General features: G+C 49.3%; 20 protein-coding genes. 5 read left to right on the top strand and 15 right to left on the bottom strand.

The window, feature by feature from the left end; all coding sequences use genetic code 11:
- Nucleotides 1–40 precede the first annotated feature (40 nt).
- From AC121Z_RS14450 to AC121Z_RS14395, 12 genes are all read right to left on the bottom strand, one after another.
- A complete protein-coding gene (locus tag AC121Z_RS14450) occupies nucleotides 41–475 on the bottom strand; it encodes a hypothetical protein (protein WP_498124827.1) in 435 nt (144 codons plus the stop codon).
- A gap of 88 nt (nucleotides 476–563) precedes the next feature.
- Nucleotides 564–1,079 (bottom strand): hypothetical protein, encoded by a 516-nt coding sequence (locus AC121Z_RS14445; RefSeq protein WP_498124826.1) that lies wholly within the window; start codon nucleotides 1,077–1,079, stop codon nucleotides 564–566.
- Nucleotides 1,080–1,158: 79 nt separating this feature from the next.
- Nucleotides 1,159–2,175 carry an RNA polymerase sigma factor RpoS gene (gene rpoS, locus AC121Z_RS14440; RefSeq protein ID WP_498124824.1) on the bottom strand — a complete coding sequence of 339 codons (1,017 nt, stop codon included), beginning with the start codon at nucleotides 2,173–2,175 and terminating at the stop codon, nucleotides 1,159–1,161.
- A gap of 62 nt (nucleotides 2,176–2,237) precedes the next feature.
- Entirely contained in the window at nucleotides 2,238–3,146 is a 909-nt protein-coding gene (locus AC121Z_RS14435) for a peptidoglycan DD-metalloendopeptidase family protein (protein WP_498124823.1), read from the bottom strand.
- A gap of 9 nt (nucleotides 3,147–3,155) precedes the next feature.
- Nucleotides 3,156–3,734 (bottom strand): YqaA family protein, encoded by a 579-nt coding sequence (locus tag AC121Z_RS14430; RefSeq protein WP_498124822.1) that lies wholly within the window; start codon nucleotides 3,732–3,734, stop codon nucleotides 3,156–3,158.
- Nucleotides 3,731–4,369 (bottom strand): protein-L-isoaspartate(D-aspartate) O-methyltransferase, encoded by a 639-nt coding sequence (locus AC121Z_RS14425; protein WP_498124821.1) that lies wholly within the window; start codon nucleotides 4,367–4,369, stop codon nucleotides 3,731–3,733. Before AC121Z_RS14425 ends, AC121Z_RS14430 begins: the two co-directional genes overlap by 4 nt.
- Before the next feature lie 52 nt (nucleotides 4,370–4,421).
- On the bottom strand, nucleotides 4,422–5,171 hold the full coding sequence (gene surE, locus AC121Z_RS14420) for a 5'/3'-nucleotidase SurE (protein ID WP_498124819.1): 750 nt from the start codon (nucleotides 5,169–5,171) through the stop codon (nucleotides 4,422–4,424).
- Nucleotide 5,172: 1 nt separating this feature from the next.
- Complete coding sequence (gene truD / locus AC121Z_RS14415; RefSeq protein WP_498124817.1) at nucleotides 5,173–6,228, bottom strand: tRNA pseudouridine(13) synthase TruD; 1,056 nt, start codon at nucleotides 6,226–6,228, stop codon at nucleotides 5,173–5,175.
- A complete protein-coding gene (ispF, locus tag AC121Z_RS14410; protein WP_498124815.1) occupies nucleotides 6,225–6,701 on the bottom strand; it encodes a 2-C-methyl-D-erythritol 2,4-cyclodiphosphate synthase in 477 nt (158 codons plus the stop codon). The genes truD and ispF overlap by 4 nt, the downstream gene beginning before the upstream one ends.
- 1 nt (nucleotide 6,702) lies before the next feature.
- Nucleotides 6,703–7,428: a 2-C-methyl-D-erythritol 4-phosphate cytidylyltransferase gene (ispD, locus tag AC121Z_RS14405; RefSeq protein WP_498124814.1), complete on the bottom strand. Its 726-nt coding sequence runs from the start codon at nucleotides 7,426–7,428 to the stop codon at nucleotides 6,703–6,705.
- Between the two features lie 2 nt (nucleotides 7,429–7,430).
- A complete protein-coding gene (ftsB, locus tag AC121Z_RS14400; protein ID WP_100656243.1) occupies nucleotides 7,431–7,718 on the bottom strand; it encodes a cell division protein FtsB in 288 nt (95 codons plus the stop codon).
- A 70-nt stretch (nucleotides 7,719–7,788) separates the two neighbouring features.
- Nucleotides 7,789–9,492, bottom strand: a complete 1,704-nt coding sequence (locus AC121Z_RS14395; protein WP_498124812.1) for a TIGR03545 family protein — start codon at nucleotides 9,490–9,492, stop codon at nucleotides 7,789–7,791.
- 827 nt (nucleotides 9,493–10,319) lie between these two features.
- On the opposite strand from AC121Z_RS14395, the gene putA reads away from it, so the two are divergent.
- Nucleotides 10,320–14,117 (top strand): bifunctional proline dehydrogenase/L-glutamate gamma-semialdehyde dehydrogenase PutA, encoded by a 3,798-nt coding sequence (gene putA / locus AC121Z_RS14390; protein ID WP_498124810.1) that lies wholly within the window; start codon nucleotides 10,320–10,322, stop codon nucleotides 14,115–14,117.
- On the opposite strand, the gene AC121Z_RS14385 is transcribed toward putA, so the two are convergent.
- Nucleotides 14,114–14,713, bottom strand: coding sequence for a TIGR04211 family SH3 domain-containing protein (locus AC121Z_RS14385; protein WP_498124808.1), 600 nt, complete (start codon nucleotides 14,711–14,713; stop codon nucleotides 14,114–14,116). The two genes, putA and AC121Z_RS14385, sit on opposite strands and share 4 nt — an antisense overlap.
- Nucleotides 14,714–14,854: 141 nt before the next feature.
- Between AC121Z_RS14385 and AC121Z_RS14380 the strand changes: the two genes are divergently transcribed.
- Together AC121Z_RS14380 and AC121Z_RS14375 are read left to right on the top strand one after the other, a co-directional pair.
- Nucleotides 14,855–16,354, top strand: coding sequence for a CYTH domain-containing protein (locus AC121Z_RS14380; RefSeq protein WP_498124806.1), 1,500 nt, complete (start codon nucleotides 14,855–14,857; stop codon nucleotides 16,352–16,354).
- 5 nt (nucleotides 16,355–16,359) lie between these two features.
- Entirely contained in the window at nucleotides 16,360–17,574 is a 1,215-nt protein-coding gene (locus AC121Z_RS14375) for a helix-turn-helix domain-containing protein (protein WP_498124804.1), read from the top strand.
- Here AC121Z_RS14375 and AC121Z_RS14370 read toward each other — a convergent pair.
- Both AC121Z_RS14370 and mutH read right to left on the bottom strand, forming a co-directional pair.
- On the bottom strand, nucleotides 17,571–17,816 hold the full coding sequence (locus AC121Z_RS14370) for a YfhL family 4Fe-4S dicluster ferredoxin (protein ID WP_498124802.1): 246 nt from the start codon (nucleotides 17,814–17,816) through the stop codon (nucleotides 17,571–17,573). The two genes, AC121Z_RS14375 and AC121Z_RS14370, sit on opposite strands and share 4 nt — an antisense overlap.
- Nucleotides 17,817–17,942: 126 nt before the next feature.
- Nucleotides 17,943–18,617 (bottom strand): DNA mismatch repair endonuclease MutH, encoded by a 675-nt coding sequence (gene mutH / locus AC121Z_RS14365; RefSeq protein ID WP_498128267.1) that lies wholly within the window; start codon nucleotides 18,615–18,617, stop codon nucleotides 17,943–17,945.
- Between the two features lie 111 nt (nucleotides 18,618–18,728).
- On the opposite strand from mutH, the gene rppH reads away from it, so the two are divergent.
- Both rppH and ptsP read left to right on the top strand, forming a co-directional pair.
- Nucleotides 18,729–19,265 (top strand): RNA pyrophosphohydrolase, encoded by a 537-nt coding sequence (rppH, locus tag AC121Z_RS14360; protein WP_498124800.1) that lies wholly within the window; start codon nucleotides 18,729–18,731, stop codon nucleotides 19,263–19,265.
- A gap of 67 nt (nucleotides 19,266–19,332) precedes the next feature.
- Nucleotides 19,333–21,624, top strand: a complete 2,292-nt coding sequence (gene ptsP, locus AC121Z_RS14355; protein WP_498124798.1) for a phosphoenolpyruvate--protein phosphotransferase — start codon at nucleotides 19,333–19,335, stop codon at nucleotides 21,622–21,624.
- The last annotated feature ends 1 nt before the right edge of the window (nucleotide 21,625 follow it).

The following is a 21,625-nucleotide window of genomic DNA, read 5'->3' as shown; positions in this document are numbered from 1 at the left end:
GGAGCTGCTAAGTAGAACTTACCCAACTGCGCTGGGAAAATTACGCTTCTAAGGAAACAAGCTCGTGTCCATGCGCACGGGCCATGCTGCAGAGCCACGCCCTTGCTTCCGCTTCATCCATAAACCCGCGGCGGACAAAATGCTCATTATCCTGCGGCACGATCTTTTGCGTCAGTACTTCAACTTCCAGCTGACTGGAAAAACAAAAGGCCTGTGCGCGCATGCCTTGCGCAATCGACCAGATGGTTAGTTCGTGCAGAATATCCAAACTGTCATGGGTAGGTAACCAGTCAGAGGTACAGGTCAACACATAGAATGGGTGTGGTGCGAGCATGGCATTAACTAAACACTTACAGTCGTTTACAAACGCTAACGAACGCTCTTTATTCCAGGCACTACTGGCATGGATCACCAACAGTCGACTTTCAACTGCAAGTGAATAGTCTCCGTGACAATCAAATCGAGTGGCTTGCATCGTGCTAACTCCCTCTCCTTGTTCCTTCAACCTTAACAGTAGGTCAAAACTTTACAATCGTCCAATTTTTAACCAGTAATTGTTTGATTTAACGTTGCATACGTTTACGCCACAACGTAATACTGTAGCTGTAAGCATATAAGCCACTAAATATGATCGATGGAGTTACTGTTAACCATAGATTCGGGGTCTGATTAAGAATATTGACGGCAACGACTAAAGCTGACTGAACCGCCAGTGGTAACAAAGGCGCAAACACGACACCAGGAATACATGAGTTCGCTGATTGTCGCGCCGAAAAATCCAATGCCGCATTCATCGCGCTGCGGATAGCGCCGGCCTGTCGGGTTTGACTGTGCACTGCGCAAAGCAGGGGAACCATAAACGCAAGCGACCAATAGCGCTGCGCGATATGGCGATTGCTGAGCTCCAGCAAAAACGTAAAACCTAACGTAATTGAGCCGCTGTAGGCACCTTGTACCAGGGCAGCGCGTAAGGTCATTTCCGGTGAAATTGTGGGGCCGCTATTCGCCCAATAGGCCCAGGCAAAATAAAACGCAAACGCGACGATGCCTGAGAAAATTAAGCGTAAGGTAGAATTCATGCGCGCCGCACACCTCGTTTCAATCGGTTGTAAATATTGAGCCTGTGAGCGCGGCGCGTGCTCGCAGGCTCATGGAGGATCAATACGTTTGGTTAAATAACGCCTCAAGATTTAAACCTTGATGACCGAGCATATCGCGCAGCCGGCGCAAGGCTTCAACCTGAATTTGACGCACCCGCTCGCGGGTTAAGCCAATTTCAGCGCCTACATCTTCCAGCGTTGAAGGCTCATATCCGAGTAGACCGAAGCGACGAGCTAAAACTTCCCGCTGCTTAGGATTTAACTCACCTAGCCAGCGCACGATACTCTGCTTAATGTCACTGTCTTGCAGGTTTTCTTCAGGACTATATTCAGCATCATCGGCAATAATGTCTAGCAGCGCTTTATCACCATCACCACCAATCGGAGTATCTACCGAGGTGATGCGTTCATTGAGGCGCAGCATTTTGCTGACTTCTTCAATAGGGCGATCCAGTGCAGTGGCGATTTCTTCTGCCGTGGGCTCGTGATCCAGTTTCTGTGATAGCTCACGCGCTGTGCGCAAAAACACATTGAGCTCTTTAACCACATGGATAGGCAAGCGAATGGTGCGTGTTTGATTCATGATCGCGCGTTCAATCGTTTGTCGGATCCACCAAGTGGCATAGGTTGAAAACCGGAAGCCACGTTCTGGGTCAAATTTTTCTACCGCGCGGATCAGGCCAAGGTTACCTTCTTCAATCAAGTCGAGCAGAGCCAAACCGCGGTTGTTGTAACGTCGCGCAATTTTTACCACCAGGCGCAGATTACTTACGATCATGCGCTTGCGAGAAGCTTCGTCACCTTTTAGTGCTTTACGCGCGAAATACACTTCTTCTTCCGCTGACAACAGCGGTGAGAAGCCAATTTCACCTAAGTAAAGCTGGGTGGCATCTAGGGTTTTAGTAAATTCTTCGTTGGACAGTGAAGTATCATCACTGGTTTTTTCGGAAGTTTCGGAATCTTGCGCTTCACGCAGGGTACTTTCATCAGGTTCATCAACAGCGATGTCTAATTCAGCATCAATAGAAGCGTCATCTATGTCTTTTTCGACCACAGTATCTTTGGTTTGTCCCACAACTGCACTCCTGAATTTTTGTTCGGGTTAAAACTCCTCTGTCTTATTATTATTTATTGTTATTATTGGCGAGGAAGATAGCGCATCGGGTCTAATGATTTACCTCGATAGCGAACTTCAAAATGAAGCATGACCTTATCGGTACCTGAACTTCCCATTGTGCCTATTTGTTCGCCCGCTGTTACCCACTGTTGTTCTTGCACGAGTATGCGGTCGTTGTGTGCATATGCACTTAAAAATGTATCGGTATGTTTAATGATTATCAGCTTACCGTAGCCTCGCAAAGCTTCTCCGGTATACACCACTTTACCATCGGCTGCGGCCATAATGGGGGTGCCTGCTGCATTGGCAATATCGATGCCTTTGTTGCCCGATTCGGCGGCGCTAAATCGGCCTACGATATTACCTTCTGCCGGCCATATCCAACGCCTTACTTTGGCTGGAAAAGACCGCCTAACTTGCTGCTCATTAACAATTTTTTCACTTTCACCATACGCCTGCTCTTGAGGACGGTCAACTACTCTTTGTGGAGAATTTGTACTGGTACGACCATTATTATTGGCTGCGCGATTTTGGGGCGTAGCCTGCACCGCAGGTTTCGTCACGGGCTGAATTGGCCTTGTAGGTGGGGCCGGTGGCGTCAGCCGTAACTCTTCGCCGGGCTGGATCAGATAGGGTTCTTTAAGGTTATTGTAGCGGGCGATATCGCGATAATCATTGCCGCTGTACCACGCGATAGCAAACAGCGTATCGCCGGGTTGCACTGTATAGCTTGCCCGTTCAAAAGGATCGACTTCCTCAGCAATTTGCATATCCAAGGTGACGACCGGCGCGGGAGTGTGGGGGGCTGAACTGCAGGCGACTAATCCGCAGCCGATAGCGAGCAGTAACCCGATGCGCTTGATGCCCTGCCAAAACCCAGCGGGTAGTGCGCTGCTGAAACGAGAGTCGGCGGTTACAGCAGGTTGCATAAGGATCCCTTAACGCAGCATAAAGTAAGCAGCAACCACTAGGATGACCAAGGCCCAACCCAGCACTTCAACCCATTCACGTAGCTTCTGCTCCATGGCTGGGCCGCCCCAACGCATCAGTCCTGCGACCATAAAAAAGCGTAATCCGCGGCCAACGGCAGAGGCTAATAAAAAGGGCACAAAGGCCATGTGCAGAAAGCCGGCACTGACAGTAAATATTTTATAGGGAATGGGTGAGAAGCCAGCAATAAACACGACCCACACGCCGTATTCACCAAACCAATGGATGGCTTTATCCAATTTATCTTGATAGCCCAATTGTTCAACCAAGGGGGCAATTAAACTGTCAAAAGCGAACCACCCAAGCCAAAACCCAGCGATGCCGCCGAGGATTGAGCAAATAGTTGTTATCCACGCGAAGCGCCAAGCTTTCGAGGGTTGCCCGAGTGACATGGGAGCCAACATCACATCCGGTGGAATGGGGAAGATCACACTCTCGGTAAAGCTTAACAGCCCCAAGTACCGCTCAGCATTGGGGTGCTTGGCCCAACGCAAAGTCATATCGTAAAGGGGCTGAAATAACTTCATACAATGGACCCAGCGACTAAGGGTACAAACCGCACGGATTCTACTTCTTGGGTAACCAATTCGCCGTCTTTACGGTCAATACACAGTAAGGTTTGCGCGTCATTACCCACCGGAATGATCAAGCGCCCGCCCTCATTGAGTTGGTCGGTCAGTGCTTGGGGTAACGAACTAGCCGCGGCGGTGACAATAATTGCGTCAAACGGACCTTTACTGGCCCAGCCTTGCCAGCCATCACCATGCTTCATGGCGATATTGTGCAAATTTAGGTGGTTCATGCGGCGTTTTGCCTGGAACTGCAGCGATTTGATGCGTTCTACCGAATAAACTTTAGCAAATAATTGGGCTAAAATAGCGGTCTGATAACCGGAGCCTGTACCAATTTCCAGCACGCTGCTGGCATTATTTGGCGCTGCCATCAAAAGCTCAGTCATGCGAGCCACAATGTAGGGCTGTGAGATCGTTTGCCCTTGTCCGATCGGCAAGGCGGTATTTTGATAGGCTTTGTGCTTGAGTGCATCGGGTAAAAAGTAATCTCGCGGAGTACCGGCAATGGCATTTAACACCTGATTATTGGTGATCCCCTCTTGGACTAGCAGTTGGGCTAGCGCCTCCCCTTTGCGTGAACTCGATCTCATGTGACTCGTACTGTGTTTGTTGTTATCGTTATTATTTGGCTATTGTCTGGTTTCAGCGCGATTTGTTCAACCATTCTTTCATATCTTCAATGCTTTGATAGGCGGTCATATCCACGCTTAATGGCGTTATTGAACAATAACCATTGGCAATTGCATGAAAATCGGTGCCGGGCCCAGCATCCTGTTCATCACCCACTTTGCCATACCAATAGATGGTTCGACCAAACGGGTCATTGTCTTTAACCATGGTTTCGGCGCGGTGTCGACGGCCTTGGCGCGTAACTTGGGTGCCTTTGAGTTGGTCAAATGGCACGTTGGGCACGTTAATATTCAGAATCTGATTGGCGGGTAGTGGATGTTGTTGTAATTGGCGGATCACATCCACCACCACCTGCGCAGCGGTGGAAAAGTGTTCACCACTTTTACTGGTGAGCGAAACGGCAATAGCGGGCAACCCCATATAGCGCCCTTCAGTGGCCGCGGCTACAGTACCTGAATACACCACATCATCGCCCAAATTGGCGCCATGATTAATACCTGATACCACCAGTTCAGGGTCATCTTCTAGAAAGCAGTTCACACCTAAATGCACACAGTCAGAGGGCGTTCCATTCACCGCATAAAAACCATTTTTCATGGCTTCGATTCGGAGTGGCGAATGCAGTGATAGAGCGTTGCTGGCGCCACTGCAATTGCGATCTGGAGCGATCACTGTGACTTCATGTTCCTGACTCAAGGCGTCAAATAACACGTGTAGCCCCTGGGCAAACACCCCATCGTCATTACTTAATAATATACGCATGTTAGCCTTCCTCTACATTCACCAATTCGCGTATCACCGCAGTCGCATAGCAGCCGGCGGGTAAACTCAAGCTGAGGCACAAATCGTTACCTTCCACGGCCCATTCAAAAGCCGAGGGTTGCAGACTAATTGCACGTCGCTCTTGTCTTAAATCCAATGCTGCCAAGGTAGTTAGCACTGCCGCGTAATTCTGACAGGTTTGCAGTTCAAATTCCTGCGCTGCGGCCTGCGTGAGCCAGTTGCCCTTACCAGCCATTGCTGCAGTGATGGCAATGTCTCCTTCATTTAATCGTTGACGTAAAGTGTCATCAACTTCAGGTACTATAAAGAAGCTATTACTGCCACGCAGTTGCATGGCATCTCCGGTGAGGATTGCATGGTATAAATGGGCGCCAATCCGCGCACTCACCAAGTGATTGAACAGCCAGCTACGCAGCGCTGAGATGGCCATTGAACGCTTGTTCCGGTTGCGAATGGTTTCGCCATCGAGCATACGCTGCGCCATGGCAAGGTTACCGCCAGTATGCAATTGCCCATCACTGCCGCGCACTACACCAAAGCGTTGCTCAGCAAAATAGTTGGGCACGCCTTGCGCCTGAATGAGTGCCGCTCGCTCCAACGCCCATGCTGGGTTCTTAACATCGCGCAAGCGGATAGTAAACCGATTGCCTTTTAATTGTCCGGTACGTAACTTTTTATGATGTCGTTGGCTATCGAGAATACGCGCCCCGGGTAGCGAAAAAGCGCTCCAATCCGGTTGCTGGTTACCTGGCATATGCACACCAAACCATTGCTGCGTTAGCGCAAATTTATCTTTGCGCCCCGCGTAGCTAACGGCGCGCAGTGGCAACCCACTAAACTTAGCGAGAGCTTCAGCCACAAAAGCGGTGTTCAGTTCTTGTTTTTCTACCCATAAAAAAATGTGTTCACCCTCGCCGCTCGGGGCGTAACCGAGTTCTTCGGTGACAACAAAGTCTTCGGGCAGCGTTTTAAATCGCGCCGATGCTTGTGGCTTCCCGTGTAAATAGTGCCAATCAGTCTCGAGTTGTGGGCTCATGCGATACGCTCAATCAACACCACAGCATGACAAGCTATACCTTCTTTGCGGCCCGTGTAACCGAGTTTCTCGGTCGTGGTGGCTTTAACATTAATAGCATCCATTGCCACCTGACAATCCGCCGCGATGTGGGCACGCATGGCGTCTATATGCGCTGCCATTTTGGGCGCTTGGGCGACAATGGTCATGTCTGCATTGCTCAGTTGTAAGCCGCGCTCGGCGAGCAGCCCAACCACATGGCGCAATAATACTCTCGAGTCAGCATTGGCATAGGCAGCGTCAGTATCCGGAAAGTGCTTGCCAATATCACCCAAAGCAGCGGCGCCTAGCAGGGCATCGCACAATGCATGTAGTAATACATCGCCGTCTGAGTGGGCGAGTAGACCTTGCGGGTAATCGATGCTTACACCACCAATCGTGATAGGGCCGTCGCCACCAAATTTATGTACGTCAAAACCGTGACCAATACGCATACTATTGCTTTACCTTCTTCTCTATGGGGTGGGATCCAGCTAAATAAAATTCTGCTAAGGCTAAATCGGGGGGGCGGGTAACCTTAATATTGCTCACGCAGCCTTCAACTAAACTCACAGGGTAGCCGGCCAATTCCATCGCGGAGGATTCATCCGTAATTGCTGCGTTTTTTGCTAAACCTTGCTCGATGGCCTGCATCAGCTCATCCAAGCGAAACATTTGTGGTGTCAATGCATGCCATAAATACTCACGAGGTTGGGTTTTGGCGACTTGTGTGGGTTGTATAGCGTTGGCTTGCTTCATTGTGTCGCGAACCGGATAGGCCAGGATCCCGCCTTGTTGGGTATCGGTAACATGTTGGATCAGCTTATCGATATCATTGGCTGATACACACGGACGCGCTGCATCGTGCACCAGTACCCAGCCATCAGCCGCTGACTCTTGTGCGACGGCACGCAGGCCATTGAGCACACTATTAACCCGCTCACTACCGCCACTAACGCGTGTTATCCGCGGATCTTGAAGTGCACTGATTTCTTCTACATAGCCGTCATCGTCATTTACGACCAAGAATAATTGCCCTAGTTTGGGGTGTGCCAGCAGGCGCTCTAAGGTATGTGCCAAGAGGGGCTTATTATTGATCAGTAGATATTGCTTGGGGCGATCAGCTTGCATACGCTTGCCCACCCCTGCTGCCGGAATAACAACTGGAAAACGCTCATTCATGCTTACTGCTCGGCTGGGAGGATGCGATAGAAAGTTTCACCTTGCTTGATCAAACCCAGTTCGTTGCGCGCCCGCTCCTCGATAGCTTCCAAACCAATTTTGAGATCGTTAATATCAGCTTTAAGCAGCTCATTGCGCTGGGTGAGGTTGGCATTTTGTTGCACTTGTTCGTCGATTTTACTTTGCAGCTCCCACAAATCGGGAATGCTGTGTTTGCCGAACCACAGGCGATATTGCAATGCAGCCAGCAATACTAATAGTATTAGCGGGATCACTTTATCGCGTGACATAGGCAACCTCAATTAATCGAATGTTGCCATTATGCCGTGATTTATGGCGCAAGCAAGGTTTTGCCGGACGCTACCCGCCTAGTTTGCCTTTAAGTTTATCTAACAACTCGTTTTTCTTTTTCTCAACCGCGTTGTTAAGCGGCGCTGCCAAGAGCTCATTAAGACTATCACCTTGTCCTGAGGTTTGATCTTGCCAGCCAGTGATTTGGCTCAGTAAGCCACTGGTATCGCCTAATGAGTCTGCGGTTTTGGCTTGCAATTTATTGCGTAACTCAGCCAGTTTACCGGTTTCATCCTGACTAAAACTGGTGGCGATGGCATTCATCAGTTGACGATCCAAATCTGAACGCAAACTAAAGCTTGGCGACTGTATATCCCCGCGTAAATTTAACTGCATCGACAGTGCGGAAATATCGTCCATGGCGTTGGCAACGGCTGTGGTGAATTCGTCATTACCCTTTAATGCCATGGCTAAATTAGCCAGATCAATTGAACCAGTGCCATCCAATTGACTATTGATTACGCTAAGTTTACCGGTTGTGGTAGCTAAAGCTGACAAGATCGTGGCACTCATCCGTTGACTGTCAGAAAGATCTAAATCCGTCAGGTTGATGCCTTTAATTGACCATTGTTGGTCCGCGTTGACGCCATCGGCGGTAACGGCGAATTGACCAGAGGTTGAAAAGGCTTGCCAAAGCGCGCTTTGTGCGGCATCGATGGCGAATTCGGTAGGGCTATTTACCAGTGCATGTTGATCAGTGATATTGCGCCACTCGCTTGAAATTGACTCACCATTAATGATTACCGACGCCCGTGCTTGCTTAATCCAAACATTGGGTAAACCGTCGGCTGGGAGCTCCGCAGGCGGTTCATCCGCGCGACTCTCTCCGCTTAGCATGGGGGCCAGAGTTTGGATCGCCAAGGTAATGTATTGAGTGTATTGTGCCGCTTTAGCACCGAATAAACTTTGCGTGATCTGGGCCAATGCTGCTTGGTCACCGCCGACCAAGCCTTGCAGTAATTGATAATCGTCTTTACTGGCTTGGGTTAGCGCCGCTTTTGCCGCACTTAAGTCTTCCTTGGCTGCTTTAACAGCCGCCTGAAAGCTTTCCAATTGGGCTTTATCAGCGCGAATTTGGTCTTTCAATTGCTCAAACTGGTTCTTCGCTTGGAGTAGTGCTTGCGGATCTTTGAGGTCTTGTTCTTGCAGCGCTTTTATTTGCGTCTTGTATTCGTCAATGCGGGCTTTATTTGGCAAGGATTTAAACTGTTCTTTCAGTATGGCTTCATGTTTTTGCACGCTTTGCTGCGCTTGAGTTACCGCAGCGGTGGTTTTCAACGGGGAGTTTTGCATTAATTCATCCACACTGGGAATATCGTCTAAACTCGGAAATCCAAAATTACCGGCAGGCTCTGGTTGACGATAAACCTCGCCTGCCGAAGTGCGAGCGGTACCAAAAGCAACGCCATCAATGTTTACTTCGTTGGCGATTAGCTTTTTATTCAGCAGGGGGCCGATTTCCACATCGACAAAGGCTTGCTGCACGGCGACTTTATTGACCGTGGGTTGCAATGGGTCGGTCAATTGAATATCACTTAGCGTAATCGTGGCTGGAAACAATGAGTGACTAACTGCGCCAATATTCACCTCGGCACCATAAGCCTTACCGATTTCCTCTTCGGCGATGCTTTTGATCAACCCATCGGCAAACAGGAAATAGCCGCCGATGAAAATAATAATTAAACCAATCAGTGCGTTGCGAAACGTTTTCATATTCATCCTTTTAACAATTACTTTGTACTATCCAACTATCCAACTATCCAACTAGCCAACTAGCCAACTAGCCAACTAGCCAACTAGCCAACTAGCCAACTAGCCAACTAGCCAACTAGCCAACTAGCCAACTAGCCAACTAGCCAACTAGCCAACTAGCCAACTTTCTGCCTAACGAACTAGACAACGACCTAATTACCTAACCGACTCTAAACTTACAGTTGTATAATGCTCCAGTTCTGTAAGGCAATTACAGTTCTATTATTGGTATAGCGTAGCAGATGGGGCTTTGTTAGTTGTTCACCTAGCTCCCGCTGTGCCCCAACCTTTTGATTATAGTGTAGTTGCTGAAAGCCTTAATCTGGCTTCATCACTAATGCACTGCAACGCTATCTAAAGTTGCCAGCCGCGAATTGCAAGCATCCTAAACAGGTTAGCTTAGCCATCATTAACCGTGTGTGATTAGCCAGATTCTTTGTTTCAGTTAACCAGAATGCATTGTCGTTTGCAGGCACCATAGCCATCCCGATAGGTTGAGGCTCGTTTGCAGAATAGCTGCGCATAATACATTGATAATAGTTAGACAGAGTCGGGCATTTTGGTTCATTCCCGTGCACTTTTTACGCTGCATCGCGGCCATACGGGTGGATAAAATTGTGCGCTTCTGCGGCAGTAATAATGCCTATAGCTCAGGTTATGCAAGCCATTTCACAATAGGGGTAATCGTTAATTGACACTTTTGCGTAGCAACTTTTAACCGAGACTCTTTTTTTCTTGGGCGTTCAGCGTTATCGTGGCGCCCAAATCAACCTTATGATGAGGCACCTATGCTGTTTTCTGATGAACTTTGTACCACGACGCCCTTGCGCCAAGTGATCCGCGACTACCACAGGATTGATGAGGATAAAGCCATTGACTTTATTCTACCTGAGGCCGAGATCAACATGCGTGCACGCAGCCGCGCGTGGGAGCGAGCCAGAAAATTGGTGTTACAGATCCGCAAAGAGCAGCAAGGGCACGGTGGTGTGGACGCATTGCTCAACGAATACTCTTTATCAACCTCTGAAGGTGTGGTGCTGATGTGTTTGGCCGAGGCGCTATTACGCGTGCCGGACAAAACCAACCAAGACTCGTTGATCCGCGATAAATTGTCACGCGGACAATGGGCACCACATTTGGGTAATAGTGAATCATTGTTCGTCAATGCATCTTCTTGGGGACTGCTTTTAACCGGCAATATGGTGAACTATGCTGACCGTTCTAAGAGTGATCAGTTTAACTTATTGAAAAAAACCATGGGCCGCATGGGTGAACCGGTGATCCGCCGTGCAATGAATATTGCGATGAAAGTCATGGGGCGCCAGTTTGTAATGGGCGAAACGATTGCAGACGCCATCAAGCGAGCCACGGAGAAAGAAAAGAAAGGTTACGCCTACTCTTACGATATGCTTGGCGAAGGCGCGCGCAACAGTAAAGATGCGCAGCGGTATTACGAAGCCTATGAAACCGCCATTCATGCGATTGGTAAAGCGGCTGCTGGGCGCGGACCACGTAAGAGCCCGGGGATATCGGTAAAGCTCTCAGCCATCCATCCGCGGTATGAGCTGACGCACTATGATCGGGTCATGAAAGAACTTCCCGAGAGATTGTTATCGCTATGTTTACTGGCAAAACAGTATGACATTGGCTTAACTGTCGACGCTGAAGAGTCCGAGCGTTTGGACCTATCCCTCGACATTATCGAAAAAGTGTTTGCCGACCCACAATTGGAAGGTTGGTCGGGTTTTGGCCTCGCAGTGCAGGCCTACCAAAAGCGAGCGATCCATGTCATTGAATGGCTCCGCGAACTGACTTTGACGCATCAGCGACAGCTCATGGTGCGCTTGGTTAAAGGTGCCTATTGGGACAGTGAGATCAAGGTGAGTCAGCAAGCCGGGGTTGAGCACTATCCGGTGTTTACCCGTAAGTCCTCGACGGATGTGTCCTATCATGCCTGCGCTAACCGATTATTGGCTTATCGCGACACCATCTATCCGCAATTCGCTACCCATAATGCATATACCGCTTCCGTGATTATTGAGCTAGCGGGGGGCGATCACAGTGGGTTTGAGTTCCAATGTCTGCATGGCATGGGCGATACTCTGTACGATAGTGTTGTCAGTGATGAGGGTATTCAATGTCGGATCTATGCGCCGGTAGGCGATCATGAAGACCTGTTGGCCTATTTGGTGCGTCGCTTATTAGAAAATGGTGCTAACTCGTCGTTTGTGAATGCGATTATTGATGATAAAAAGCCGGTTGAATCCTTACTGGAAGATCCGGTTGAACGGACCCAGCGTTTGGATGAACGTGTGAATACTAAAATCACGATGCCAGCCGATTTGTACGCCCCGAGCAGGGTAAATTCACGTGGCATCGACATTGCTGAATTCAACCAAATCGTGCCGCTTAAATTAGGCGTTGAGCGTGCCGCAAATGATTATCGGGTTGAGGGTGAATTACCCGAAGGTGCGGTCGCGGTGCATAATCCTGCTGATCTCAAGCACATCGTGGGCTATCACATTTATGATACGCCAGAACAAATGCTGACTAAGTTGGGCAAAGTCAGTGATGGCTACGCTAAGTGGAGCGAAACGCCAGTTAATGAGCGTGCCGAGTTACTCAATCTGGTCGCCGATGCGTTGGAGCGTCACCGCGATGAATTGATAGCCTTGTGCATGTTAGAAGCGGGTAAAGTCACCCAAGATGGAATTGATGAGATCCGTGAAGCGGTGGATTTTTGTCGCTATTACGCCGTACAAATACAAGAAGTCAGCAAAGACGAACGCCTATTGTCGCGTGGTGTAGTGTTGGCGATTAGTCCATGGAACTTTCCTCTAGCCATCTTCTTGGGGCAAGTTGTCGCAGCATTGGCCGCGGGTAATACAGTGATTGCCAAACCGGCCGAGCAAACGGCATTGATCGCGCGCCGCGCAGTAGAAATCATGTATGGTGTGGGTCTACCTGAAGATGCCTTGCAATTAGTGGTGGCAACGGGGCAGCCGGTAGGCGAGACCTTATTACCGGATGAGCGCGTCAGCGCTGTCATGTTCACTGGCTCAACGCAGACTGCAACGCTTATCTCACGCACGCTGGCCAAACGCAGCGGTGCGCAAGTTCCGTTGATTGCTGAAACTGGCGGACAAAACTGCATGATTGTGGATTCTACCGCGCTGCCAGAACAGGTCGTGGATGATGTCGTGCACTCGGGTTTCCAAAGTGCAGGGCAGCGCTGTTCAGCATTGCGGGTGATGTTCGTGCAAGAAGATATTGCTGATGATGTGATCGAAATGCTCGCCGGCGCAATGCAAGAACTTGAAATCGGAGATCCCACTTGGTTGCATACGGATGTTGGTCCGGTCATTGATGAGAAAGCGCTAAAAACACTCCAAGCGCACACTGCGAAGATGGCAGACCAAGCCAAATTGATTTATCAATGTGCATTATCCGATGAGTTGGCTGCCAAAGGGCACTTCTTTGCGCCAACGTTGTATGAGATCCCTGCACTGGACGTGCTAGAGAAAGAAGTTTTTGGGCCTTGTGTGCATATTGTGCGCTTCAAAGCTAAAGACTTGGATAACGTAGTCGAGCAAATTAATCAATTAGGTTATGGCCTAACGTTAGGCGTGCATTCACGCATTGAGGAGCGCGCCAACTACATTGCTGAGCGCGCGAAGGTGGGTAATGTCTATATCAACCGCAACATGATCGGCGCGATTGTTGGTGTACAACCCTTTGGGGGCCGAGGTTTGTCGGGTACTGGACCAAAGGCGGGTGGACCAAACTATCTTCCGCGCTTGTTACTTGAGCGTAAGACTCCAGCAGAGATCTGGTACGCATCAGATGATAGTCGCAAGATTGATTTTGGTTCGGCGGATGATCATTATTCGTCAGTGGTCGAATTGATGCAGGCCGCTGCCAATGCTGCGGACAAATGGCGCTTAACGTCACTCAATGACCGCCTGTCGTATTTGCGCCAAATGCTCGCCCAGTTGGCCAAGGAGGATGTCAGTAATCGCTATGTCGATGAACTCGATACCACTCTGGCTAGTGCTCGTAAGCAGCTGACATTAATCGAAAAAATGCTCAAGAAGCATACCAAACTACCAGGTCCAACAGGCGAATCCAATGAGCTGCGTTTAGAGCCTCGCGGGGTTATTCTCGGTTACGGCGATACCAGTGTTACCTTTGAGTACTGGGTATTATCGCTGGTAACGGCGTTGGCCACTGGGAATAGTATGGTAGCCGTAGTGTCAGATGCCTTTTATGCAGAAATCGAAGCAATTAAGGGGTATTTGGTTGAAGCCGGCGCGCCAGCGAGTATCGTGCAGATTGCGCGTACTCAACATTTGACTCAGTTGCTCGCCGCTCCGGCACTAAATGCAGTGGTAGTTGATAGTCAGAATAACCATAACGAATTTTTCTGTGCACAACTGGCACAGCGCGAAGGTCCGATACTTCCGGTCATTACGTCAGAGTATATGGATAATCTGATCATTCGTTTGATGACCGAGAAAACCATCAGTATTGACACGACAGCATCGGGTGGGAATACCTCGTTAATGACCCTAGTGGATGATGATTAATTCATCCACTCGTCATTGCGGCGGCGTCGTTTGGGGATAAAGGTGATCAAGACCCCTAACAGGATACACACCGCCGCAACGATGCCACCGCGGGTAAACCATTCAATCATTTCTTTTTGATCCACTCGCTGCAATTGATCTTGCAAGCTTTGCTGTTCTTCTAACGCACTCTCGAGTTGTTGGGCAAGGCGCTGACTTTGTTGAGTGAGTGTGGCGTTTTCTTCACGAAGGCGCTGATTTTGCTGCGCTAAATCTGTATTGCTCGCGCGGACTTCCTCGACCGCTTGACGCAAAGCCGGTAACTCTGCACGAATTGAGCCTGAGGTTGAGATGTAGCGGGCCTCAACCCAACCTGTGCGCCCGTCATCATCACTGATCTGAACGAATGCTGGGTCGCCTTCTCGGGCTAAAACTGTCACCGGCGAGCCAGCAACAATAGTGCCGATAATCCGATAATTTCGGCTCGGCCCTGTATGTAGAAAGACCGTAAGGTCATCCATAATTGTCGCCGCTTCGTCAGTCGATTGTGCAGCTGCTGGTGGACTCACCAGTAAACCAATCAAAACTAACATTGCCAAGAAAAAAGCTGAACGCATAGTTGCTAAAGCCCTGTGGAATGATCATTCAATATGCCGATGGTATTCGATGGCGAACTGATTGCCAAGTCAAAGCCTCAAGAGTAAGGTTATGCGCATCTATGCTTAATCATAAAAAATGCTGTGAATAACGAAGTTGAAATGAAATTTGTGGTCAATGGCGATGGACATGAGCGTTTTCAGCGTTTATTGCCCGACCTGAGTAACTTACTCGGTGATTCCGCTGAGCTGACGATTACCCATGCGCAAAAAAGCTTGAGTAATCAGTACTACGACACCGATCAGCATTTTTTTGCTAACCATCGTTTTGGTTTTCGCGTACGCGGCTGTGACGGGCAGTTTGAGCAAACCCTTAAAACCCAAGGTTCTACAATCGGCGGTTTACATCAGCGCGGCGAGTACAATATCCCGCTTGATTCAGAGCAACCCGATCTACGGTTGTTCAGTGATGTGCGTTGGCCCGACGAGGCGACATCAGAAGATCTGCAGAGGGTGTTAGTCAAACGTTTTGCGACCAACTTTATGCGTCACGAATACCGCCTTACCCTGGGCGATGATTGTGTTGAGGTTGTGTTTGATAATGGGGAAGTCACCACCGACAAAGATGCTCATCCCATTCATGAGGTGGAAATTGAACTTAAGCAGGGAGATGTGCAGCGGGTATTCCAGCTCGCACGAATATTAAATCAGCATTTGTCGTTACGTTTAAGCGACACCACAAAAGCGGCAATGGGTTATACCTTACTCGGCGAAGCGCGACAAGGCCGCCAACTATTACCGGATTACTTACCGTTGCGTTTTGAAAGCACTACCGAGGAGGCATTTTGTCACGCCGTTGAGGCTGCCCTTGGGCATTGGCAGCATCACGAACAGGTCTATATGAACACCCATGCACTCAAATACTTGGATAATGTGCAGGAAGGCTTGTATTTGTTGGTGCAGAGTATTTCGTTGTATTTACCGGTCTTGCAATGTGCGCCTTTACTGACGTTACACAAACGTTTGATCAGTTACACCCAGAAGTGGTCGTGGTTAACCGAGCTGCACAATTTGCGCTTTTTGCGCTCTAAAAAGGGCCCGTTTACACATTTTCTAACCGAGCATGAAGCTCTGATGAGTTACTTGCAAGGGCGCAAAGTGGGCTTATTGCAAGGCCGCTCGCCAGAGCAGTTATTCTTCTCCAGTGAGGCAAATGAAATTAAGATCCTCACCAGCGAATTAATGGTTAAGAAGCCCTGGCGCAATGAAGCGACCGGTTACGATAAGCCAGTATTAGAGCATGCGCGTGGATGGTTATCTCAGGGGTGGCAAAACGTCATGCAAACCTTGGCGCAGCCGGAGCCCCTATCCCAAACTCACTACATTGCAACTGAAGCGGTGCTGCGCCAAGCGTTGACCAATGGCTTTTTACTCGCTGATTTGTTTAGTGATCAACGCGGCAATTTTCGAGCCCCTTGGCATGATATCTTGATAGGGGTGGAAGAAATGAAAGCCCTGATCACGTTGAAAAAGTTACTGAATGAAGCCGAGTTTGAGGATATTGCTGCATTAAAATCCTGGACCGCCGATAAACTTCATAATCTTCTATTGGTAATTGAACGGACCCGAGCGGCTGCAATTGAGCAAGAGGCTTACTGGTAAATAACATGGCTGAACTTGTCGAGTTCTTAACCACCTTGCTATTTGTCCTATGGTTAGGATTAATGGGCTTTGCATGGGCGCGCTTCGACACCTTGCCGCACGGCAAACTGTTGTATGCGGCGAGTGCATTGTGGCCGTTGATACTCGCCGAGGATCTCTTACGTTTAGCCGGCGCAGCGAACTGGTTAGCAGCCCTGGTTGGCATGTTTTACTTTATTCCACTGCTAATGATGGTTGTCGTGGCATTGATGAGTTTCCCAATGGTGCAAAAGCAACCGATCCGTTGGCGTCCTCTAATGGTTCTTAGTGTGATAGTCGTGTTTGGACTGCAGGTGCCGGTGTTGTTACTACCCGCGCATGAAAAAATCACCCTTTTGCTACAACAACCCATGGGCAACCCCTTGACCTTTGCGCCGATTTATTTGGCCTATGGCTTGACGGGGTTGTTGATTGTAGGCATCGGTATCAAGCTAGTCGATGCTATGCAGACGTATCAAAACACCTTATCCGAGCAAGTGGTTGATGTCAGTTATTATCGTGTCCCTACGATCATCGGTCTGCTGGCTACTTTGGTGGGTATTGGATTTGCCGCGACCATACTCACGGCCTTGGTGGCATTCAATTTTGTGCAATTCAGTTGGTGGCAGACGACCTTGCATTATGCTTATGGCTTGGTGTTTTTGATGATCTTTATTTTACTGTTGGAACGCCGTCGTTATTCGCCGCAGCCGTTGGATCTTGGGCGCCTAGCGAAAAAACAAGGGGATGAGCGGCGGTTACGTGACGCACTAGCACGCGCTGAAAAAGCCATGATCCAGCGAAAAGCTTATAAGGTAATCGGGCTGCGTATTGAACAGCTCGCTGACGCTGCAGGCGTGGATCCGACAGACTTGGCCATTGCCATTCATGTGTTATTGAAGCGTAACTTTCGTGCGTTTGTGTACCATTATCGATTGGAGTACGCCAAGAAAGTCTTGATGCGCACGGATGCTAAAGTCACAGCCGTTGCGCGACGTTTGGGGTTTGAATCAGAAAAGTTCTTGTCAGATATGTTTATCAAGTACATTAAAACCATGGGAGCCCGCAGCGCCAGCGAGTTCGATGACCCGCTTGATGCTCATGATGAACCTATTTTTCTTGATCCTCTGGCGAAAATCCAAACTGCTGGCAACGGATCCGGTAAAGCTGATGAGCCGGTGCAAACATCCAAGGCCAATTAGCTGTGTAGTCGGGTAAATTTTTCAGCGAGTTCATCAATGCTTTCACGCTTCTGCGGATCAGGCTCAATGCAATCCACCGGACATACCGCCACACAACTCGGTTCGTCATAATGACCGACACATTCTGTACACCGGTCAGTGTCGATACGATAATAATCCTCGCCCATACTGATGGCCTCATTCGGACACTCTACGGGGCACATATCGCAATTAATACAATCTTCAGTAATATGCAAAGCCATGTTTGTCACTCCGGTAATCTGCTTGCTGGGAATGATAGTAGCCGGGCTCGTAATGGCCAGTATTGATACATATCAAATAAGTACAGTCGCAGGCCTACTGCCAATACTACCCTGAACTCAGGTTTGTTAGTAAAAGGCCTGCTCCAAAATCCCTTGAGTAAAGGATTTGCGTAAATAAAAACCGCGCGGCCGCGTTTGGATGAGGGTGCCGTTAGGGCCGATAGCAGCAGTCGTTTGCGAGCCATCAGCCGCCTTGGGTCGCAGCTGCAACACTTCACCTAACCGAGCAGTGATGGAGTCAACGGTGCCCAAACTGATGCGCTCCATGATTTCTTCCCAGTCGGTTTTGAGTTGCTGATTTTGCGCCGCGCTCGGCTGCCATAGAATGGGACTGCCGACCACGCGTTCGCTGGGGGGGATACTGCGTTCACCATCAATTGGGATCCAGAGCACCGAGCGTAATTTATGGTACACGCTACTAGATTCCCAATGAATACCTTCTTGGCCAAGTAACGGCGCGTAACACACGTAGGTGGTTTCTGCTGGGCGCCCGGTGCGGTCGATGGGTAAGGTTTTTAGTTCGACCCCAAGCGCCGGAAAATCGTGTTGCGGCCGGGAACCTGCAGTCGCACCAAGCCACAGTTCTAGCAACTGACCACTCCAACCTTTCTGGCGTTGAAAGTTTGCTGGAACTGCAATATTGGCTAACGCCGCTAAGTCACCGAGTGTCAGGCCGGATAATTGATTAGCACGGTTCAGCAGATCTTGTATGTTGCCCGGCGGCGTATGGGGTACTTGCACCACTAATGCTCATTGTATGAGTGTAAAGTATTTGTTTCTAATGCTATGCAATTCACCTCGTTTATGGAAGAATGAATTCATTGATAATGAATTACGCACTTTGGAGTCTACGTGATAGACGCAGACGGATTCCGTGCGAATGTGGGTATCGTCATTTGTAATCGCTTAGGGCAAGTGTTCTGGGCGCGGCGATACGGGCAGCATTCTTGGCAATTTCCGCAAGGCGGTATCGATGATGGTGAAACACCTGAACAAGCGATGTACCGTGAGTTGTATGAAGAAGTAGGGTTACAGTCAAATGACGTTGAGATCCTTTCTTCCACCCGTAACTGGGTGCGTTACAAATTGCCCAAACGGCTTATTAGACAAGGTTCAAACCCGGTTTGTATCGGGCAAAAACAAAAATGGTTTTTGCTCCAATTGCGCTGTGATGAGCGTGACGTAGACGTTTTACAATCGGGACATCCTGAATTTGATGATTGGCGCTGGGTTAGCTATTGGTATCCCGTGCGGAATGTTGTGTCCTTCAAGCGAGATGTATATCGGCGTGTGATGAAAGAGTTCTCACCGGTTGCAATGCCGGTTAACAATAAAGCCGTGTTCGGACACCAACGCCGCAAGAAACAACGTCGTCAGCAATCCAACTGAGCCTTGTTTTGCCTTTGGGTTTAACGGTTAACGCTTGATATTGGGGCAATCGCGGCCACGGAAAACTATGCTTACAACGCTCAAACGCATCGTACAAGAAGTTAATCAAATCCCTGAGCTGGATAACGCCATTGCGCATCTGGTCGCACGCGTGAAACAGACAATGTCGGTCGATGCTTGCTCGATGTATTTGGCCGACTATCAAACCCAACAATTGACTCTAGTCGCCACTGAAGGGCTTGCTGCTGAAGCGGTTGGCGTGGTGAAGATTGGCTTTACTGAAGGTCTGATCGGATTGGTTGGGCAACGCGAAGAACCTCTTAATATCGATGATGCGCATAATCACCCGCGGTTCAAACATTACGACGAAGTCAAAGAGGAACGCTTTAATGCTTTCCTCGGTGCGCCGATCATCCATCAGCGTAAAGTTTTAGGGGTTATAACCCTGCAGCAGCGCCAAAAACGACGGTTTAGCGAGGACGAAGAAGCTTTTTTGGTGACGCTGTCCGCGCAGATTGCGCTAGAAATTACCAATGCTGAGATCCGCGGAGCACTGCGGGCTCAGGCCTCAATTAATCAGGCCGCGAGTCAGAAAAATTTGCACGGAATAGCGGGCTCGCCGGGGCTTGCCATGGGGATTGGCTTTCAACCTAACATTAAAATTGATCTTGCGCACTGGCAATTACGCCATACCAACGATATCACTACCGCCATCGAGCAGTATCGTGCCGCAGTCGAAGTCACGCGTAAAGAGGTCACCTCATTATCGACCAGTCTGGAAGGGGCTATCCCAGATGACGTACGCTCAATCTTTCAACTGTATAATCAATTGTTGGATGCGAACAGTTTGGGGCGCGAGGTAGAGAGCAAGATCAAGCAACAAGAATGGGATGCCGGCTCAGCCTTGAAGTTGGTTGTAGATGCGTATGCCGCGCGTTTTGCCAATATGGAAGATCCGTATATGCAAGAGCGGGCCATTGATATTATTGATTTATCTAACCGCATTTTGCGCAACATTGTTGGTGGTAAAGCGGGGGTTGAACCGCTGGCGCGTCAAATTGATCAAGCATCGATACTGTTAGCTGAAGAGGTTACGGCGCCCATGCTGGCAGAGTTTCCGCGTCAGTTTCTTGCCGGGATCATCTCCATCCGTGGCTCTAATAATAGTCACGCGGCTATTTTAGCGCGCGCAATGGGTGTGCCTGCGGTGATGGGTTTAGATAAGGTTTCGCCGCAACTACTCGATGGTAAAGCCATTTTGTTGGATGGCTATTCCGGAGAAGTGATTGTTAATCCACAGCGCGCGATCAAAGCGGAGTTTGAACAGCTGATTGCCGAGGAAGCGGAACTTTCCGAGCGGATCGAAGCACACGCGGGCGAACCTTCAGTAACAACGGATGACGAGGCGGTAGCATTATTAATTAATGCCGGTCTTTCCGCTGAACTCGAATTGCAAAACATGCAAGGCGAGGGCATTGGATTATATCGCACAGAAATCCCATTTATGCTGCGCGAACGTTTTCCCTCAGAGTCGGAGCAATGTGCACTGTACAAGCAAATCCTAGATAGTGCGCCAGAGCAGGAAATTACCCTGCGTACGCTCGATGTGGGGGGCGATAAGCCCTTACCTTATTTTCCAATCAATGAAGAGAACCCATTTTTGGGGTGGCGTGGAGTAAGGCTTACCCTCGATCATCCAGAAATCTTTTTGGTCCAAATCAGGGCAATGCTTAGAGCCAGTGCAGGTATGCAGAATCTGCATATTCTTTTGCCCATGGTCACATCAGTGTCTGAAGTGGATGACGCCAACCGCCTGATTAACCAAGCTTTTCATGAGGTTTCAGAAGAGCTTAAAGCGACTGAGCAAACGCTTCATCGTCCCAAAATTGGGGTGATGTTAGAAGTGCCTGCGGTCATTTACCAGATTTGGCATATCGCCCGCAAAGTCGATTTCTTTTCGGTAGGTAGTAACGACCTGACACAATACCTGTTAGCGGTGGATCGCAATAATGCGCGGGTAGCCAGTTTGTATAACACTTACCATCCTGCGGTACTCAACGCGTTAAACAGCATTGCCGAGCAGTGTGTGGCCGCACATACACCGGTGACGGTTTGTGGTGAATTTGCCGGTGAACCCGGTGGCGCTTTGCTATTACTTGCGATGGGCTATCGTAAACTCAGTATGAACGCACACAACATTCGGAAGATCAATTGGGTGATCCGGCACGTGAATATCGCGGAGCTTGAGGCGTTATTACCACAAGCGCTGGCGGCAGAACATCCAGAGGATGTGTTTACCATTGTGAATCGCTATTTAGATAGCAAGCAGTTAGGAGGTCTGACCCGCGCGGGTCTGTAGG

The organism is Alteromonas sp. DYW1 (genome assembly GCF_059752595.1).
This window is presented reverse-complemented; position numbering and strand designations above follow the sequence as displayed.

Bases quoted from the DNA above. Each gene is read 5' to 3' on its own strand.
- AC121Z_RS14450 (WP_498124827.1), bottom strand. From the start codon at position 475: ATGCAAGCCACTCGATTTGATTGTCACGGAGACTATTCACTTGCAGTT.
- AC121Z_RS14445 (WP_498124826.1), bottom strand. From the start codon at position 1,079: ATGAATTCTACCTTACGCTTAATTTTCTCAGGCATCGTCGCGTTTGCG.
- AC121Z_RS14435 (WP_498124823.1), bottom strand. From the start codon at position 3,146: ATGCAACCTGCTGTAACCGCCGACTCTCGTTTCAGCAGCGCACTACCC.
- AC121Z_RS14430 (WP_498124822.1), bottom strand. From the start codon at position 3,734: ATGAAGTTATTTCAGCCCCTTTACGATATGACTTTGCGTTGGGCCAAG.
- AC121Z_RS14425 (WP_498124821.1), bottom strand. From the start codon at position 4,369: ATGAGATCGAGTTCACGCAAAGGGGAGGCGCTAGCCCAACTGCTAGTC.
- surE (WP_498124819.1), bottom strand. From the start codon at position 5,171: ATGCGTATATTATTAAGTAATGACGATGGGGTGTTTGCCCAGGGGCTA.
- truD (WP_498124817.1), bottom strand. From the start codon at position 6,228: ATGAGCCCACAACTCGAGACTGATTGGCACTATTTACACGGGAAGCCA.
- ispF (WP_498124815.1), bottom strand. From the start codon at position 6,701: ATGCGTATTGGTCACGGTTTTGACGTACATAAATTTGGTGGCGACGGC.
- ispD (WP_498124814.1), bottom strand. From the start codon at position 7,428: ATGAATGAGCGTTTTCCAGTTGTTATTCCGGCAGCAGGGGTGGGCAAG.
- ftsB (WP_100656243.1), bottom strand. From the start codon at position 7,718: ATGTCACGCGATAAAGTGATCCCGCTAATACTATTAGTATTGCTGGCT.
- AC121Z_RS14395 (WP_498124812.1), bottom strand. From the start codon at position 9,492: ATGAAAACGTTTCGCAACGCACTGATTGGTTTAATTATTATTTTCATC.
- putA (WP_498124810.1), top strand. From the start codon at position 10,320: ATGCTGTTTTCTGATGAACTTTGTACCACGACGCCCTTGCGCCAAGTG.
- AC121Z_RS14385 (WP_498124808.1), bottom strand. From the start codon at position 14,713: ATGCGTTCAGCTTTTTTCTTGGCAATGTTAGTTTTGATTGGTTTACTG.
- AC121Z_RS14380 (WP_498124806.1), top strand. From the start codon at position 14,855: ATGAAATTTGTGGTCAATGGCGATGGACATGAGCGTTTTCAGCGTTTA.
- AC121Z_RS14375 (WP_498124804.1), top strand. From the start codon at position 16,360: ATGGCTGAACTTGTCGAGTTCTTAACCACCTTGCTATTTGTCCTATGG.
- AC121Z_RS14370 (WP_498124802.1), bottom strand. From the start codon at position 17,816: ATGGCTTTGCATATTACTGAAGATTGTATTAATTGCGATATGTGCCCC.
- ptsP (WP_498124798.1), top strand. From the start codon at position 19,333: ATGCTTACAACGCTCAAACGCATCGTACAAGAAGTTAATCAAATCCCT.